A 16,731-nucleotide genomic window follows, 5' to 3' on the forward strand; every position below is an offset into this window, starting at 1 on the left:
CATGCCGTTTTGGACGATCTACACACCCGAGGGAATCTTCTCGGAGACGCAGAAGAAAGCATTGGCCAGTGAAGTGACCGACGGGTACGCCCAGTATGGCGGAATGCCGCGCTTCTACGTCGTCGTGATCTTCAAGGAGGTGCCGTCGGGATCCTTTTATGTCGGAGGAGAGCCCGTCCACAACTTCGTTCGCATCGTCATCGACCACATTGCCCGGGCCACGCCCGTCGACGCACGACCGATCGTCATGCAGCTCTTCGAAACCCAGCTCGCTCCACACATCAAAGACCGCGGTCTCGACTGGGAATTGCACATCGACGAGACGCCGATCGACCTGTGGCGGGTGCATGGGCTTCCCGCGCCGCCCTTCGGGTCGGCCGCAGAAAAGCAGTGGGTCCGCGACAACGCCCCCTCGCCGTACGAAGGCCTGAAAGAGCCCGAGCTCACGCCGGAAGCGATGGCGGGACTCGCGGCAATCAACCCCGATCTGGCGGCTGAGTCCGCGCAACAGAATTGAGCACCGGGTCGACCCCACGCGTCGGCCCCGCGTACGCCTGACGAGAAGAGAAGAGCAGAAATGTCACCCGACCCCTCACACCACAAATCGTCCTCACCGCTCCACGCGACGGTGTACGTGGGACGCTGGCCCGAGATCCCCGCGGTCGAAGTCCCCGGAATTCCCACCGGTAGGTTCTCGCCGACTACCTCCGTGTTGATCTCCGGCCCGACCGAGGCAATCCTCGTCGATGCGCAGTACCTGAAGGATGACGTCCGTGATCTCGGAGATCTGATCGAGCGGACCGGGAAGTCACTCACCACGATCTACATCACGCATGCCCACGCCGACCATTACGGCGGCGCGCGGGAGCTACAAGAACGGTTTCCGAATGCGCGGACTGTCGCGCTACCCGACGTGATCCAGAACCTCGAGGACACCCTCGAGATGCAGACGGCGCAGTGGGCAATGCTCTTTGGGGACAAGTGCGTCTCCCTAGACCATCGACCCGAGCCGATTGAAGGCCGCACACTGCACGTCGACGGTTTTTCCGTCGATATCATCCAGGTGAAGCAGGCTGACATCAACCCCACCTCGATCGTGCACGTGCCCGAAATTGGATTGGTCGTGGCGGGCGACGCAATTTACAACGAGATCCACCCCATGCTCGGGTTGAGCACACCCGAGCAATGGAACGACTGGCTCGCCACCATCGACCTGGTCGAATCACTCGAGCCCCGGATGATCGTGGCGGGACATCGTCGGCCGGACGGCGACGACTACGCAGTGGCAGACATGATCACTGAAACGCGCTCCTACATCGAAGATTTCGCCGCCGAGTGCTCGGTCGCGGCTGATGCCGACGCTCTGATCGAGAAGATGGTTTCCAAGTACCCGACTCACGGAAACCGATGGACCCTGGAATTCTCGGCACTAAGCGTGATCTCACAACGAGACACGGGCGCTTCTCTGGCGGACGTGACTCCCTGACCACGGCTGCAGAGACGATCTCCGGCTCGGATGATGGCGTCACGAAGTGATGGACGGGTTCGCCTGGCTCGAACGAGCCGACCGACCTGACTGATAGCCATCGTCACTCGCCTGCCCTCGACGCGTCGCGCCGAGGGCAGGCGGCCGGTCTGAGGCGCCCGGCTGCTGCAGAGTTGTATGTGATCGACGAGTCGCGCCTTTTCCCGGTCGTGCCCACAGGTCCGAGCGCATCGCCGCTGCGCCCCAGCCTCAAGTGCCCTGCGGGCCGGTCGAACTCCCCGTCTCGTGATTGCCTTCGCTTGCTTTGACACGGAGGAACATGGGTGCCACTCACGTCCTACGGGGGTCCGAGCCGATTTGTTCCGGAAGACCGAGATGGTCGCGCAGCGTGACCCCCTGATAGTCGTCGCGGCGCAGACCGCGCCGACGTAGGACTGGTACGACCGTCGTCCACGAAGGCGTCCATCCCGTCGTGGAGGTCGTCGATGACGACGGTGAAGTCGTCCGTGGCCCCCGCCGGCACCCATTCCTCCAGCGTGTCCGCGGTCTGCGCGGCGGTTCCGACCAGAGACGGAGCCTGATCGAGCACTCCGAGACCGAGGATCTCATGCGGCGTCCGCCGCTGGCGTGCGAATTCGACAGCGCGGAGCGCCCGCGAGGAATCCGGATGAGGGCGTAGGGCTGCGATCTGGGCGATAATCAGCTGCCTGTCCCGGTCGGTCGGCGGGGTCGAGACGCAGTCCGAGGATGACTGAGAGGTGAGCCAGTCGTTCCTCGATACCGGCCGATACCGGCGGCGACTTCCAGCTCCATTCGTCGCGCCACAGCCTCGTCGAGAGTGGGACCGACGGTGAGTACGAAGAAAGTTGAGCAACTTCACCTCGTCGGCCTCCCGGCCCGCTGCTTCAAGTCAGCGACCACATCATGTCGCGTTGAGATTTGGCTTCCTGCATCGATTGCGCGTGAGCGACAATGCCCCTGCACTGGTCACTGGACGGCCGCTACTACGAATTCGACACCTCACCACTGCACGCCCGATCGCTTCGCCGGGCGTTGCGCCACTACGCCCGGCTCTCACGCTCCGACATCCATTTCGGCCCGGCAGTCGACTCCCACGACACCAGGCCCACATACGGCAGTGGGCCGCCGACCACGGCTACCGCCACATCCTGGCCGGCATCGCCCACCGTCTCCGCATTCCAGCCGCCCTGCGCAGTCTGCCGAACAACGCCGCTCGCTTGGTTGTCGGGACCTGACCCCGGGACCTTGGACACGTTGAATCCCGCAGTTCGCGGGGAGAAGCGAGATGATCAAGGTATGGCTCGGAGACACTATTCAGAGCAGTTTCGTCAGGACGCGGTGGACTTGTACGAGTCGACCCCCGGGGCCACGGTGCGCGGCATCGCGGCTGACCTCGGAGTTGAGCGCGGCACGTTGCGTCACTGGCTCGCTCCTCGAGATCGCGTGTTCCTCGTTCTACGCGTGGCGTAAGGCAGCCCTGCGTCGGGCGGCTCGTGCGGAGGCTGATCATGTTTTGGCGCAACGTATTCGAAAGGTTCACGATGGTGACAGCACCTGTGGTGCACCGCGGATCACCGCTGAACTCAACGACGGAGTACCGCTGCAGGATCGGGTCAACCACAAGCGGGTGGCCCGAGTAATGCGCGCCCACGGCATCACCGGCTATCGGCGGCGCCGCCGTGTGGTCACCACGATCCCTGAACCTGCCGATCGCATCGTTCCTGACCTGGTGGAACGCGATTTCACCGCTCCGGCACCGAACCGGGTGTATGTCGGCGATATCACGTATCTACCGATCGCCGATGGCTCCAACCTGTACCTGGCCACGGTGATCGACTGCTACTCCCGACGGTTGGCGGGCTGGGCTGTGGCCGATCACATGCGCACAGACCTCGTCGCCGGCGCCTTGAGTGCGGCCCGGCAGACGCGAGGGTCGTTGTCCGGGAGTGTCTTCCACTCCGATCACGGCTCGGTCTACACCAGCAAGGCTTACGCCAACCTGTGTTCCGAACTCGGCGTGACCCAATCGATGGGGGCGGTGGGCACCAGCGCCGACAATGCGATGGCCGAGGCGTTCAACGCCACGCTCAAACGCGAGGTTCTTCAAGATGAGCAGTCCTGGCCCGACGAGCTCACCTGCCGGCGTGAAGTCTTTGGCTGGCTCGTGCGATACAACAACCGCCGAAGACACTCGTGGTGCGGGCACCAATCACCACTCACTTACGAAAACCGTTACGCTGCTACACGTCCACACGCAGCATAAATCCCACCCTGTGTCCAAGATCCGGGGTCACCCACGATCGCGAAGGAAACCATGACCACACGCCATCAACGGATCAACGCCACAGCTGCACGACTGACCGGCGCGGTCGTCCTCACGCTGTCGATACTCGTCGTCGTCGGTGTGGCGGTCGCAGCCGCCAGCCTCAGTGCAGCAACCGACATCTCCCCCTGGGTACGTGGTCTCATCTTCACCGCGCTAGCGGTTGGCGCCACAACCGTCATAGCACTCGCCGCAACCGCAGCCCCCATTGCAGCCCGATGGCTCATTCACACCCCCACCGAGATCACACCAGCCGGCAGCAGCATCGATCAAGCGTGAAAACTCCGGCCTCAGATCGACCTGTCACCCGGGTCTGACTCAGACCACCCCCGGACCTGAATCGAGTTGACACAGCGACGTGAAGCCCGTGGCGCGCGGCCACCACCAGGGCCTGACCAGTTCGGGGGAGAACGAGATCAATCCGTCTGGCGATGCAGCTTGGCAGCGTGGACGAAGAATCATGAGCGCAGGTAGGACGGCAACAGCAACCGCCGCCAAGACAACACTCTGCGGCGCTTGCTACGGATCGCCCCAGTGCTCTTACTCGCTCATCTGCACATCTGCAGCAACGTCACAGCGTGTCCGTTCACGGACGGGACTGCTGCACCGATAGAGACAGTTGCGGTGTCATGCCGCTGGTGCGGCTGGGTTGATGATCGTCTCGTATTCGATAGGTGTCAATCGGCCGAGGCGGGTTTGCCGGCGTCGGCGGTGGTAGGTTCGTTCGATCCAGGTGACGATCGCGATCCGGAGTTGTTCGCGGGTGGCCCAGCGTTGCCGGTCGAGGACGTTGCGTTGCAGTAGCGCGAAGAACGATTCCATTGCCGCGTTGTCGCCGGCTGCGCCGACTCGGCCCATAGATCCGACCAGGCCGTGGCGGTTCAACGCGAACACGGATCTCCGGGAGCGGAATTGAGAGCCTCTGTCCGAGTGAACAATACAACCATCGACACTGTTGCCTCGGCGGGCGACCGCGTTGTTCAACGCGGCCACTGCGAGACGCGATTGCATGCGGGAGTCGATGCTGTAGCCAACGATCCGCCCCGAGCATGCGTCCTTGATCGCGCAGAGGTAGAGCTTGCCCTCATCGGTCCAATGTTCAGTGATGTCGTTGAGCCACAACTGATTCGGGGAGTCGGCAGTGAAGTCCCGTTCGACGAGATCGTCGTGCACCGGCGTGCCCGGCTTCTTCCCGTTCCGGCCGCGCTTCTTCCCGAAACTCGACCACCAACTGTTTGCCGAGCAGATCCGCCACGCCGTCCTCTCGCCCATCGGCGCACCAGCAGCCTGCGCTTCATCAGCGAGGAACCGGTACCCGAACTCCGGATCATCACGATGGGCATTGAACAATCAGTGGTTGAACTATTCGATGTATTCGGCGACTTCGCTGGCCGAGGCGTTCAACTCGCGGTTCAGAACCGAGTGTATTCGTAACCCAGTGAGATGCGCCCGCGTGGTGGTTGGGGCGGTGTCGGCGAGCTCGAGATGCAGTCCATCGGCTTTCATCAATCGATCGACTGTGCAGCGGGCCACGCCGAACCCCTTTCCGCATAGTTCGGCGTGTACTTTGCGAGCACCGTAAACACCGAGATTGTCGGCGTGCACGGTGCGGATCTCACCGAGCATCTCGCGGTCACGAACTGCTCGTGGCGCCTCGGTCTTCTGTGGGCTCAGGTGGGCTCGCACCGTGGACACAGCGATCTGGGCGGCCGTACCGTGCAGGGCCGCGCAGATCGGATCGACTGGCGTGTTCATCGCGATACGCGGCGACGAACTCCACGATCAACGCTGTGGGCGGTCGATCTCCGCCGCGAAAAAAGCCGACGCCTGCTTCAAGATCGTGTTCGCCCGCCGCAGCTCGCGGTTCTCCCGCTCCAACTGCGCGATCCGATCGGCATCCTCGGTGGTGGTGCCCGCCCGCACACCGCCGTCGATCTCAGCCTGACGAACCCAGTTGCGTAACGCCTCGGGATGCACCCCAAGCTGATCGGCAATCCGCTTGACCGCGCCGCGCGAGGACTCCGGGTCCCGTCGCGCTTCCACCGCCATCCGGGTAGCCCGCTCCTTGAGTTCCTCACTGTAATTGCGTGGTGCTGCCATGCTCTCCATCCTTCACAGGTTCGAGAGCCTCCGACAAACCCGGGGCGGTTCACTATCGCGAGGCACGTACCGCACGCACCCAGACGGTACATCCGGGTGGCACGATCATCGCTCCCGACCTTTACGGCAGCACCGAGCAGATCGTGGAACAGATCAGGACCGATCGTGGATTCGCCGGAGCCGATGACTACCTGATTGAACTTCCTTTCCAGTTCGACTACGAGGACTATCGCCACATACTCCGTGAGATCGCGTGGCACATCGGGCCGGCTCTCGGGTGGAGTTCACACACTGAATTCTCTGATTCACAAGGTAATACGTCAACAACAGGAGCGAGGCGATGACAAAAGTACTCTGGTACATCAGCCCGGTCGACGGTCGTTATCCGTGGGCGGAGGATGGACGATACCCGGTGGACCACAGCAGATTGCAGCGTCTGGCGCAAACCATCGATCGGCGGGGCTACTATGGAGCGCTCCTGGGTACTTACGCCCACGACGTGTGGACCACCGCCTCCACCCTCTTGCCGCTCACACAGCGGCTACGTTTCCTGCTGCCGGTCTATCCCGGCGTCATCTCACCCACCTATCTCGCCCAGCAGGCATTGACCTTCGAGGACCACTCGGGTGGCCGGTTGCTGTTCAATGCGGTCAACGGAACAGAATCGATCTCTCGATCATTTGGTCTCAACATCTCCAACGACGTGCGCTACGCGGTGAGCGAGGAGTACTGGGAGCTGTTCAAGAAGGTCTATCAGGGAAAACCCATCACCGAGCCCGGAAAGTGTTGGGAACTCACCGAATTGGCGGAGGGTGCGCCCACCGAAGTCGACGGTGTCAACGGAACCGAGGCACTGGGACTGGGGCCCATCCAGCTGCCGCACACCCCGATCTGGGGTGCGGCGGCCTCACCGGCCGGAATCGAGCATTCGGCCCGGGTCCTCGACGAGTTCTTGGCCTTCTGGGATCGTCCCGATAAACTCGCCAAGCTCTTCGGCGATGTCAAGAAGGCAGCGGCCGCGCAGGGACGTCAGGTCAAACTCGGTGTGCATGGAAGTGTGATCGAGCGCGAGACCGAGGAGGAGGCATGGGCGCACGCCCAGTGGCTGCTCGACCAGACCACCGGGCCGGGCTTGCGTGCCTTCGCTGATGCGGCGCTTCAAGGGCGTCAGGGAGTGCCCGGGGGTGTCGAGGATCTGTCCAGCGATGATCCGCAGGTGCAGTTCCGCATCGACACCCTCAAGGCATCGCGGGTCCCCAAGGCGCGCGACCTCGAGATCGCCCCCAACCTGTGGTCGGGAGTGACTCCGTGGTCGCCGCTGGATCCGCAGGGTGCGGGCTGGGGCACGTTCATCGTCGGAGACCCGAAGCAGGTTGCCGATCGCATTCACGAACTCGAGGAGTAATACAGCATCGACTCGCTGATCTTGTCCAACTGGCCGCTTGCCGAAGAAGCCGAGCGATTCGCCGACCTGGTGTTGCCGCTGCTGGATCTCGACCATGACGCGCCCGCTCTGTCGCGGCCGACGGCTAATCTGCCGCAGGAGAAGGGATATGGCTTGCGTCAACCGGTGAGTGCGGCCGGATAGTCGCCGGTGGTTGCACCAACGACGGTGGCCGGGGGTGGGGTGCGGCGAGGCCGCCCGTCCCCACTCCCGGCGGTTCGGTTGCCATCGGGGATCTGATACTCGAATCGGGCGCCGTGCTTGGTGGTGCGGAGATGTTCTCCGAGTCCTTTGGGCGGCTGTCTTCGGCAAAAGGCAACGGTGTCCTCGTCTTTCACGGACTCGGCGCCAACTCGCACCTGAGTGGCGATGATCGTGCCCCTGGATGGTGGCAGGACGTGGTGGGGCCGGGCCTGGGGCTCGATACCGACCGGTTCTGCGTGATCGCTCCCAATGTTCTCGGCGGCTGTGCCGGATCGACCGGACCCGGCTCGATTGACCCAGATGGTCGACGCTGGGCGGCCCGGTTCCCCGCGCTCACCATCCGAGATCAGGTTGCCGCGGCGGCGCAGTTGCGGCGGGAGTTGGGCATCGAGCGGTGGGCGGCGGTCATCGGGGTGTCCTTCGGCGGTATGCACGCTATGGAATGGCATGTGAGCCTAGGTGATATGGCAGACCTGGTCGCGGTGATCGCGGCACCTTGGGTGACCACCGCCGAGCAGATAGCCGCAAACTCGCTGCAAATCGACGTGGTCCGGGCGGACCCGGACTATCGTCATGGCGACTACCGGCAGCTGGGTACCGCACCCATCCGTGGGCTGGCCTTGGCGCGCCGAATCGGGATGCTGCAGTACCGGGCCCCAGACGACTTCGACCGCCGTTTCGGGCGGGCGCAACAAGATCATGGGGGTGGACAGTTTGCGGTTGAATCGTATTTCGCCTCCAACGCGGAGAAATTCGCGGAATCCTTCGATGCGAACAGCTTCATCACCTTGGTCAACGCGAAGAACAGCCATGACATCGGACGGGGCCGTGGCGGCGCGAGGGCAGCACTGACGGCCGCCACACATCCGCTGCTGGTGGTGGGGATCGACTCCGACCGGCTCTTCCCGCTCGATCAGCAGCGGTTCATCGCCCGGCATTCTCCGGGCAGTGTGAGTGGTCGTGAGCCGGTGGTCCACTCCGGGGGACACGGCCACGATGCCTTCCTCATCGACCAGCAATGGTTCGGCGAGGTATTGGGACGTCATCTTTGTTGACCTGCGAGCGCGTATCGCGGTGAAGCCCACGGCCAGATGTGGGGCGGACCAACTTTGTCGCAGCCCGTTGGGATCTCACTGCAACAAACCCTCGACGGTCCACGATGCGCGCGTCGATAGTTGCATACGCCGAACAGTCGATCGATTGTTGCTGCGGCATAACCGTATTCGATTACAGGAAGTTGCGATGCCCAAGCGGCTGTTCTTCAACGCGTTCGTCATGAACACCACCAGTCATATCCACCACGGTCAGTGGCGCAGAAATGATGCGCAGCAGAGTGATTTCAACGATGTCGACCTGTGGATCGATCTGGCAACTCTGCTGGAGGAGGCCAGATTCGACACCATCTTCTTCGCAGACGTCTCGGGACACTACGGAGACGCCGATGCGGACTACTCGGTATACGCCCGAGAAGGATTGCAAATCCCCAGTAACGACCCGACAGTGCTCGTTGCCGCGTTGGCCACACACACCCAGCATCTGGGCCTTGCCGTGACGTCAAATGTCTTTCAGCAACACCCCACGAACTTTGCCCGCCAGATTGCGACGTTGGATCACATCAGCAAGGGACGCATCGCCTGGAACATCGTGACCGGAACCCAGGACAACGGGTATCGCAACTTCGGGTACGAGGCGCTGGAAGATCACGACGAACGGTATCGGTGGGCCGACGAGTATGTCGAGGTTGCCTACAAACTCTGGGAGGGATCCTGGGACGACGACGCGTTACTCGTCGACAAGGCCGGTGGAGTGCACGCCGACGCGAGCAAGATCCACAAGATCTTCCACTCCGGTGAGAGATATCGGGTTGAGGGGCCTTTTCTGCCGTCGCCCTCGCCACAGCGAACGCCGCTGCTGTTTCAGGCCGGATCTTCCGGGCCCGGTCGGGCCTTTGCCGCCCGCAACGCCGAGGCCGTCTTCCTCGTGGCACCCACTCCGGAGATCGCCCGCCAGCAGATTACGCAAACGAGGGCGCTGGCACAGGCTGCCGGACGTAACCCGGGCGACATCACCTTCCACCAGGGGCTGAGCTTTGTCATCGGCGATACCGAGCAACAGGCGCGCGAGAAGTTTGCCGAGTATCAACGCTATGTGAGCCCGGACGGGTACTCGGCACATATGGCGATCGTCGACGAGAACGGCCGGGTATATCCCGCCGAAACCCCACTCCGTGACGTCCGCACCAACACCGCCCACGGGTTCCTCGACCATCTTCGTCGCCATATCACCGACCGGGAGCCGACCGTCGGCGATCTTGCGCTGCAACGACTTCGCAATTCCGTTGTGGTGGGAACGCCTGAGCAGATCGCCGACACCCTGCAGGTGTGGCAGGATGCCGGGGTCGACGGCATCAACGTGATCAACTGGGTGATCCCGGGATCGTTTGCCGAATTCGCCGACAAGGTTCTGCCGGTGCTGCGAGACCGCGGCCTCGCTCAGCGCGAGTACACGCCGGGCACGTTGCGGCATAAGATCTTCGGAGCCGACCGGCTCAGCGCACGGCATCCGGGTGCGGCGTACCGCGGGGCCTTTACTCCCGTGGGGCGATGATGGTGCCAAAAGAGCTCGGGAGCTCACCGTTGACCAGATACTCGCCGATGGATCGGGCCTTGTAGATCACCGGATTGTGCGAGGAGATGGTGCGGGCATTGCGCCAATGCCGGTCCAGCGCAAGGTCGAGATCGGTTGCCGATGCGCTGGCGGCGTCAAAGAATCGCCAGGTTGCCTCCCCGGCGAGACGTGTATTGAGTACCTGCGTTGCTGCGGCCGCGACGATCACCTCGTTCAGTCCTTGCGGTGAAGGATCTGCGTTGTAACCGTCAACGGTCAGTGCCGCAGCTGTCACCGCGGAACGAGTTCCGTACGCGGCGGTCTTGACCTCGCCGACCACCTCGAGCACCTGCGGATCGTGTCGGGGCGGAGTTGCCGTGGCCAGCGGATAACTGCGTGTACGCCCCGCGACCAACTCGCCGAGATCACGTGTCGCCCGCTCGAGGATCCCCGCCTGCGTGCTGGAGTGAACAAGTTGATAGAAGGCGTTGAGGTACTCGCCGGTGGCCGCGGACTCGCGGCGCAAAGCATATCCCGGGCGCACTTCCACTCGGTCGAAGTGGGCAGTGCCACTGGCGGTGAACCGTTGGCCGAAACCATTCCAGTCGTCGATCACGCCGACTCCTGGATCGTTGCGGCCCACCACGACCTCAAACACTCCGTCGTCGTTGATGACGAGCACGTTGATCCACTGGGCGTAGAGCGAACCGGTGGTGTAGTACTTGCTGCCCGACAACACCAGTGTGTTCTCACCACGCTCCAAGGTGGTCGAGGAGTCGATGATGGTGGTCGGTGCAGCTTCGCCGGGTTTGCCGCTCGCGCTCACCGACGCGGCCGGCCCGAACAGCTCGCCGCGCCCCGCCGCCGCCAGTAGCTCGTCGCGTACCGGACTGGCGTCGAGTCGGAGCAGGAACTCCACGAATCCCAGATGACCGCGGAAGATCTGCACAAAGTTCGAGTCGGCGGCCGCGAGGCGGATCAGCTCGGAGGCAAGCTCGGAGACCGATGATCCGCCGCCACCGAACTCGACCGGCACGCGTAGTCGACCCAGCCCGGCTGCGGCCAGTGCGGCGACCTCCGGTTCCGGTGAGTGTGACTGTGATTCCCGGGCGGGTGCCTGCGCACCGATTGCTGCGACGATCGGGATCAGTGCGGCACTGATCGACTCGGTCTCGGGCGTCGGGAGGGGCTGTGCTGCTGCGACTGTCGTTGTCATGATCGTTGCGCCACCTGGTGGAGTTGTTGGTACTCGAGGCGGGGAAGGGACTCGAGGAGTTTACGGGTGTAGGCGTGGGTCGGATGGTTGAAGATCTCGTCGGCATCACCCTGCTCGACGCAGTTGCCGCCCTGCATCACCAGCACGCGGTCGCTCATGTGATGAATGACCCCGAGATCGTGTGAGATGAACAGGTAGCTCACGTGCAGTTGGTACTGGAGGTCGGTGAGCAGGTCGAGTATCTGTGCTTGTATCGACACGTCGAGTGCCGAGACGGCCTCGTCGAGTACTACCACCTCGGGGTTGGTGGCCAGCGCCCGCGCGATGGCCACCCGTTGGCGTTGTCCGCCCGACATCCGCAGCGGCCACGCCCGGCAATGATGTTCCGTCAACCCAACCATCTCCAAGAGCTCCACCACCCGCTGATCGATCCGGGAAGCGTTGGCGGTGTCCCCGAGTGTGATGGCGTCGGCCAGAATCCGGTGGACGCGCCAGCGGGGGTCGAAGGAACTCAACGGGTCCTGATAGACCACGGAGATCCGTCGGCGGATACGACGCTGATCGGCAGAACTTGCACTCGTCCAGGGCGAATCCCGAAACAACACCTCGCCGGAGTCGGGGGTGGTCAGCGCCAACGCGATGCGAGCCAGAGTGCTTTTACCCGAACCGGATTCGCCGACAATCCCGAGTGTCTCGCCTCGATCGAGGTGAAACGAAACATCGTTGACCACGCGGCGCCGGATGTTGTCGGGACCGCGGTAGGACTTGGTGACCCGTCGTGCGGTGAGCAACGGCGGGGCGTCGGAAGCGGCCGTGTCCATTCGTGGCGGAAACAGTGCGGCAGCCGTCCGGGTCGCGTGTGTCGTTCGTGAGAGCCGAACACCTTTGGTGTGTTCGCTTGGTACCGCATCGATCAGTTGCCGGGTGTAGGGGTGGCGTGGTGCGTTCAACACCTGTGTCGCCGAGCCGGATTCAACGATACGTCCGCCCTTCATCACCAGGATCTCATCGGCCATCCGCGCTACCACCGCGAGATCGTGGCTGATGAGGATGACGGTGGTACCCCCGTCGATCATCGCTTGTAGGACGTCGAGTACCTGCGCTTGCACCGTGACGTCGAGGGCGGTGGTCGGCTCGTCGGCGATGACCAGCGCCGGCTCGAGTGCGATGGCCGAGGCGATCAAAGCGCGTTGTCGGAGTCCGCCGGAGAGCTCTCCACAACGTTGGCGTGAACGGACTTCGGGCTCGGGTACCCCCACCCGTCCGAGTACCTCGGCGACGCGGGCCGATCGACCCGCTCGGTCGCCCACACCATGCAGCGAGAACGCCTCGGCAATCTCCTTGCCCACCGGGCGCAGTGGGTCGAGTGAGACCAGTGCATCCTGCAGGATGAAACCTATCTGTGCACCGCGTACCGATCGCCACCAGGAGTCCGGGCGACGGAGCAGGGTCTGGCCATTGAACTCGAGTGTGTCGGCCGATACGGTGGCGGCCTCTCCGGACAAGCCGACAAGGGTGCGTGCGGTCACCGATTTACCTGAGCCCGACTCACCGACCAGAGCGATGCATTGACCTTGACGCAGGGTGAACGAGACATCCTTGACCACGTGGACCTCGGGTGTCTGCTCGCCCCCGAAGGACACATTGAGATTCTCCACCCGTACCAGCTCGCCGGTGGAGTCGGTGGTGGCGACGACGGTTGCGGTCATCAGTGTGAGATCCCTTCAGAACGATCCTGGATGTAGCGTCCGATCTGGGTGAAAGCCAAGGCCGTCACCACGATCGCCAGGCCGGGCATCACCTCGAGCCACCATGCGGTGGTGATATCGGCTTTGCCTGAATTGAGCAACGCGCCCCACTCCGGCGATGGCGGGGCAACTCCCAAGCCGAGAAACGACAGCCCGGACGCCCACACAATGCTCTGGCCGACCCCGAGCGCCACCAGGGCCACCAACGGTCGAAAAGCGTTGGGAAAGATGTGTTGGGAGAAGATGGTTCGTCGCTCGTGTCCCAGTGCGCGGGCGGCTTCGACGTATGCCGAATCACGTACGCCCAACGCTTGGGCGCGGACGAGGCGGGCATAACCGGGGGCCGAACCGATACCGACCGCGATGATCAGGCTCAGTTCCGAGGGGCCCATCAGCGCCACGAACAGCAGCGCCAACAGCAGCACCGGGAAGGCGAGGAAGATGTCGAGAAGTCGGTTCACCGGCTCACCCAGCCAGCGTGGGCTCAAGGCCGCAACAAAACCGAGGATCAGCGCGATTACCAGGGCCAGTGCCATTGCACCGATACCGATCGACAACGAGCTTCGGGTACCCCAGATGATGCGGCTGTACAGGTCACGTCCGACGCTGTCGGTGCCCAGCCAGTGCGAACTCGACGGCGGTGCCAGGGTTTGACCGAGGTCGACCGCGAAGGCCGACTGGGTGGCCAACAGTCCGGGAGTGGCCACGGCCACAACAACCAGAACCAAGACCACCGCTGCAATCAGCGTGGACGGGGGCACGGTGGTGACTGTTGTACCCAGCCGCTTGCGCGTGCTGTGGAGTACTTCACCGGGGCTGGTCATCTGCTACCTCCCAGACGTGGATCGACGATCGTGTAGATGACGTCGATGAGCAAGTTGACGGCAACATAGACCGCACTGATCAAGATGACGAGTCCCATGACGAGCTCGAAGTCTTTGTCCGACACCGATTTGACGAGGACGGCACCAAGACCCGGTCGCGCGAAGACCGACTCCACCAATACTGCTCCGGATAGCAGTGCTCCCATTGCCCACCCGGAGAGCGTGATCCCGGGGATGAGCGCGTGCCGTAACACGTGGCGCAGGCGAACCCCGTTCTCACTCATTCCCCGTGTCCGTGCCGAGAGCACAAACGGTTGCCGTATCGCCCGATCGAATTCGGTGCGGGTGGCCTGTCCGATGAACCCGGCCAAGGGAATTGCCAGGGTGAACGCCGGAAGCACCGTGCCGCTGACATCGACTCCGCCGATCACCGGGAACCACCCGAGGTTCACTGCGAAGACGATCAGCAAGATGACGCCCAGCCAGTATTGGGGGAGCCCGGCGGTGATCGTCTCGACAGTGGAACCGAGCGTCTTGACCCGGCGTCCACGCCCTGCGGTCAGCAGGGTCCACGGCACCGATAGCACCCAGGCCAGAATCAGGGCCGAGATGGTCAGCGTCAGGGTGGGGCCCACCTGCTCGCCGATGATCTCGGTGACCGGACGGCGCAGCTCCCACGACGTGCCCAGATCGCCGCGCAGCAGATTTCCCAGATATGAGAAGTACTGCACGATCAGTGGTCTGTCCCAACCGTATTGGGCGTTGACCGCGGCGATCTCGGTATCTGTCCGGGTGGTGGTCAACCCGGACTGCACGTTGAGGACGATCGCCGCCCGGTTGCCCGGGAGTACCGAGAGCACGATGAAGGTGACGGTCACTGCGCCCCACAGAACGAAGATCGCCGAGGCGAGTTTCACCGCTGTGGTGCGTGCGACCTGGGCAGGCGAGGTGCGCGGTTGTGGTGTCTCATCATCGGTGTCGGGCACTCCGATGGCCTCGGCGATGCTCATCTACTGATCTCCGCTCAACTGAACGTCGGAGAACACCGGCAAGCCGTTGCTGCCCTGGTCTTGCCAGAACCCCTTGAGTCCCTTCGTGGTGACAACGCTGTTGGTGAAGTCGTAAAAGCCAACGGCTATCGCCTGGTCGTTGAAGTAGCGTTGCAGGTCCTGGTACTGCTGATCACGGGCGGTGGGATCCGACTCTCGCTGAGCCGCCATGATCTTGGCCTCGACGGCAGGATCATTGAAGAAGGTCTTGTTATTGCCGTTGGGTTCTGCGGTAGTGCCTGCGCTGTAGACGATGTCGAGAATATTCGGTGCGGGCCACACCCAGTAACCGAAGTAGAGCTCGAGGTCGTTGACACTGCTGGATTCGCCGGCGAAGAGCTGGGTCATGGTCAGCGGCACCAAATCGAGTTCGAATCCGACCTTCGCTACCTGCTCCTGGATCGCTTGCAGCGCTGCCGTGCCATCCTGACTGACGATGGGGCCCGCGCCGTAGGGCAGTCGGATCTTCAGGAGTGCGCCGTCCTTCTCGCGCACGCCGTCGGAGTTGAGCTTCCAACCCGCCGCGTCGAGGAGTTGACCGGCCTTTGTCGGGTTGTACAGGTAGGTGTCGTTGACGTCGAGATACGACGGATTATTGGGGCTCAGTGAGCCATTGGCGTCGTAGGGTGCAGATCCCTTGAACACCGCGTCGACGATCGATTTGCGGTCGGCGGCATAGGCGAAGGCCTGGCGAACCCGGACATCGGTGAACGGTCCACGGGCGACATTGAAGGAGAATGCCTGTTGCCGACCGCCGGTGATGAAGTTATGGACCTGATAGTCCTTTTCGGCCGTGGCCCACTGGTTGGACGGCGGATTGTAGATGGCCTGAGCCTGACCGGTGGTCAACGCACTCCAGCGAGTGGTTGCGTCGGGTGCGAACTTCCATTCCAGGTACTTGGCATAGGCGGGACCTTGGTGTTTGGCGTTCTGCGGTGCCGAGGTGTAAGCATCGTTGCGCTCGAACAGGATCTGCTGGCCCTGGGACCACTTGTTGACTTTCCATGGTCCCGATCCCACGGGGTATTGGCAGTTCTGGGCCTCGGAGTTCTTGGCCAGCGCGGTGGGTGACTGGATTCCGTAGTGGCCGTTGGAAAGTACTCGCAAGATCTCGGGATTGGGCTCGGAGAGATGCAAGGTCACGGTGTTGGCGTTGTCGGCCGTTGCCCCGGTGAGGTAGGAGAACTGGTTCCATCCGAGGTTCTTGAGCCAGTAGTTGACGTTGGCGACCACCGCGTCGGCGTTGAAGGGGGTTCCGTCGGTGAACTTGACGTCGTCCTTGAGTACGAACGTGACATTCTTGCGATCCGCCGAGGTGGTCCACGAGGTGGCCAACCACGGCACGGGCTTGTCGGTATCCCAGCTCACCAACGAGTCGAAAACTTGTCGGGACAGGTATGCCTGCTGTACCCATCCGCCCCATAGGCATGGTGGTTCCTGCTCATGGACGTAGGTGATGGTCTCGGACTTGTTGGTTCCGGCGTCGGTGGTTTGTGACGACGAGCACGAGGTAAGTGCGAGTACGGCGCTCAACGCCATGCCTGTGGCGAGGCCGAGTCTCCATCGAGACTTCATGGGGTGGTTCCTTTCACGGTGACAGCTGTGCTGGTCGGCGCATGTGGCAGGGGAGTCTCGCAGACCGGCGAAGAGGGAAGATCGACGAATAAGGCGGCAAAGAATGCCGACGTGCTGATCTGGGTCTTGTGGAG

Annotated in this window: 14 protein-coding genes and 2 pseudogenes; 8 read left to right on the forward strand and 8 right to left on the reverse strand. The window is 62.9% G+C overall.

The genetic code is table 11. The features are described 5' to 3' along the window. Window position 1 precedes the first annotated feature (1 nt). The 4 genes and pseudogenes from J6U32_RS12675 (at window position 2) to J6U32_RS12690 (ending at window position 4,109) form a co-directional block, all read left to right on the forward strand. A complete protein-coding gene (locus J6U32_RS12675; protein ID WP_208795746.1) occupies window positions 2–517 on the forward strand; it encodes a tautomerase family protein in 516 nt (171 codons plus the stop codon). Between the two features lie 60 nt (window positions 518–577). After that, complete coding sequence (locus J6U32_RS12680; protein WP_208795747.1) at window positions 578–1,486, forward strand: MBL fold metallo-hydrolase; 909 nt, start codon at window positions 578–580, stop codon at window positions 1,484–1,486. Between the two features lie 1,317 nt (window positions 1,487–2,803). Continuing rightward, window positions 2,804–3,770: pseudogene (locus J6U32_RS12685) on the forward strand (IS3 family transposase). 51 nt (window positions 3,771–3,821) lie between these two features. Then, window positions 3,822–4,109, forward strand: coding sequence for a hypothetical protein (locus J6U32_RS12690; RefSeq protein ID WP_208795748.1), 288 nt, complete (start codon window positions 3,822–3,824; stop codon window positions 4,107–4,109). 348 nt (window positions 4,110–4,457) lie between these two features. On the opposite strand, the pseudogene J6U32_RS12695 reads toward J6U32_RS12690, so the two are convergent. From J6U32_RS12695 to J6U32_RS12705, 3 genes and pseudogenes are all read right to left on the reverse strand, one after another. Next, window positions 4,458–5,174, reverse strand: a pseudogene (locus tag J6U32_RS12695) (IS3 family transposase); the annotation flags it as partial. A gap of 18 nt (window positions 5,175–5,192) precedes the next feature. Beyond that, window positions 5,193–5,456 carry an IS3 family transposase gene (locus J6U32_RS12700; protein WP_208795749.1) on the reverse strand — a complete coding sequence of 88 codons (264 nt, stop codon included), beginning with the start codon at window positions 5,454–5,456 and terminating at the stop codon, window positions 5,193–5,195. A gap of 156 nt (window positions 5,457–5,612) precedes the next feature. Beyond that, a complete protein-coding gene (locus tag J6U32_RS12705; RefSeq protein ID WP_208795750.1) occupies window positions 5,613–5,930 on the reverse strand; it encodes a transposase in 318 nt (105 codons plus the stop codon). 340 nt (window positions 5,931–6,270) lie between these two features. Here J6U32_RS12705 and J6U32_RS12710 point away from each other — a divergent pair, with 340 nt between their 5' ends. From J6U32_RS12710 to J6U32_RS12725, 4 genes are all read left to right on the forward strand, one after another. Further along, on the forward strand, window positions 6,271–7,335 hold the full coding sequence (locus J6U32_RS12710) for an LLM class flavin-dependent oxidoreductase (protein WP_208795751.1): 1,065 nt from the start codon (window positions 6,271–6,273) through the stop codon (window positions 7,333–7,335). Between the two features lie 21 nt (window positions 7,336–7,356). Then, entirely contained in the window at window positions 7,357–7,518 is a 162-nt protein-coding gene (locus J6U32_RS12715) for a hypothetical protein (RefSeq protein WP_208795752.1), read from the forward strand. A 131-nt stretch (window positions 7,519–7,649) separates the two neighbouring features. Further along, window positions 7,650–8,633, forward strand: coding sequence for a homoserine O-acetyltransferase MetX (metX, locus tag J6U32_RS12720; RefSeq protein WP_244332852.1), 984 nt, complete (start codon window positions 7,650–7,652; stop codon window positions 8,631–8,633). 187 nt (window positions 8,634–8,820) lie between these two features. Further along, the gene (locus tag J6U32_RS12725; protein WP_208796093.1) at window positions 8,821–10,185 is read left to right on the forward strand and encodes an NtaA/DmoA family FMN-dependent monooxygenase; all 1,365 of its coding nucleotides are present in this window, start codon (window positions 8,821–8,823) and stop codon (window positions 10,183–10,185) included. Here the strand turns inward: J6U32_RS12725 and J6U32_RS12730 are convergent. From J6U32_RS12730 to J6U32_RS12750, 5 genes are read right to left on the reverse strand one after another with little or no spacing between them, the layout of a single operon-like run. After that, the gene (locus J6U32_RS12730) at window positions 10,166–11,401 is read right to left on the reverse strand and encodes an acyl-CoA dehydrogenase (RefSeq protein ID WP_208795754.1); all 1,236 of its coding nucleotides are present in this window, start codon (window positions 11,399–11,401) and stop codon (window positions 10,166–10,168) included. The two genes, J6U32_RS12725 and J6U32_RS12730, sit on opposite strands and share 20 nt — an antisense overlap. After that, a complete protein-coding gene (locus tag J6U32_RS12735; RefSeq protein WP_208795755.1) occupies window positions 11,398–13,110 on the reverse strand; it encodes a dipeptide ABC transporter ATP-binding protein in 1,713 nt (570 codons plus the stop codon). Before J6U32_RS12735 ends, J6U32_RS12730 begins: the two co-directional genes overlap by 4 nt. Next, window positions 13,110–13,973, reverse strand: coding sequence for an ABC transporter permease (locus J6U32_RS12740; protein ID WP_208795756.1), 864 nt, complete (start codon window positions 13,971–13,973; stop codon window positions 13,110–13,112). Before J6U32_RS12740 ends, J6U32_RS12735 begins: the two co-directional genes overlap by 1 nt. Beyond that, window positions 13,970–14,983, reverse strand: coding sequence for an ABC transporter permease (locus tag J6U32_RS12745; protein ID WP_208795757.1), 1,014 nt, complete (start codon window positions 14,981–14,983; stop codon window positions 13,970–13,972). The genes J6U32_RS12740 and J6U32_RS12745 overlap by 4 nt, the downstream gene beginning before the upstream one ends. Next, window positions 14,984–16,597, reverse strand: a complete 1,614-nt coding sequence (locus tag J6U32_RS12750; protein WP_208795758.1) for an ABC transporter substrate-binding protein — start codon at window positions 16,595–16,597, stop codon at window positions 14,984–14,986. Window positions 16,598–16,731 lie beyond the last annotated feature (134 nt).

The organism is Gordonia polyisoprenivorans (assembly GCF_017654315.1).
Taxonomy (GTDB): Bacteria; Actinomycetota; Actinomycetes; order Mycobacteriales; family Mycobacteriaceae; genus Gordonia; species Gordonia polyisoprenivorans_A.

Excerpts from the sequence above, each read along its gene's own strand:
- J6U32_RS12725 (WP_208796093.1), top strand. The coding sequence starts at position 8,821 with ATGCCCAAGCGGCTGTTCTTCAACGCGTTCGTCATGAACACCACCAGT.
- J6U32_RS12690 (WP_208795748.1), top strand. The coding sequence starts at position 3,822 with ATGACCACACGCCATCAACGGATCAACGCCACAGCTGCACGACTGACC.
- J6U32_RS12675 (WP_208795746.1), top strand. The coding sequence starts at position 2 with ATGCCGTTTTGGACGATCTACACACCCGAGGGAATCTTCTCGGAGACG.
- J6U32_RS12730 (WP_208795754.1), bottom strand. The coding sequence starts at position 11,401 with ATGACAACGACAGTCGCAGCAGCACAGCCCCTCCCGACGCCCGAGACC.
- J6U32_RS12740 (WP_208795756.1), bottom strand. The coding sequence starts at position 13,973 with ATGACCAGCCCCGGTGAAGTACTCCACAGCACGCGCAAGCGGCTGGGT.
- J6U32_RS12735 (WP_208795755.1), bottom strand. The coding sequence starts at position 13,110 with ATGACCGCAACCGTCGTCGCCACCACCGACTCCACCGGCGAGCTGGTA.
- J6U32_RS12705 (WP_208795750.1), bottom strand. The coding sequence starts at position 5,930 with ATGGCAGCACCACGCAATTACAGTGAGGAACTCAAGGAGCGGGCTACC.
- J6U32_RS12710 (WP_208795751.1), top strand. The coding sequence starts at position 6,271 with ATGACAAAAGTACTCTGGTACATCAGCCCGGTCGACGGTCGTTATCCG.
- J6U32_RS12680 (WP_208795747.1), top strand. The coding sequence starts at position 578 with ATGTCACCCGACCCCTCACACCACAAATCGTCCTCACCGCTCCACGCG.
- J6U32_RS12700 (WP_208795749.1), bottom strand. The coding sequence starts at position 5,456 with ATGCTCGGTGAGATCCGCACCGTGCACGCCGACAATCTCGGTGTTTAC.
- J6U32_RS12750 (WP_208795758.1), bottom strand. The coding sequence starts at position 16,597 with ATGAAGTCTCGATGGAGACTCGGCCTCGCCACAGGCATGGCGTTGAGC.
- metX (WP_244332852.1), top strand. The coding sequence starts at position 7,650 with ATGTTCTCCGAGTCCTTTGGGCGGCTGTCTTCGGCAAAAGGCAACGGT.
- J6U32_RS12745 (WP_208795757.1), bottom strand. The coding sequence starts at position 14,983 with ATGAGCATCGCCGAGGCCATCGGAGTGCCCGACACCGATGATGAGACA.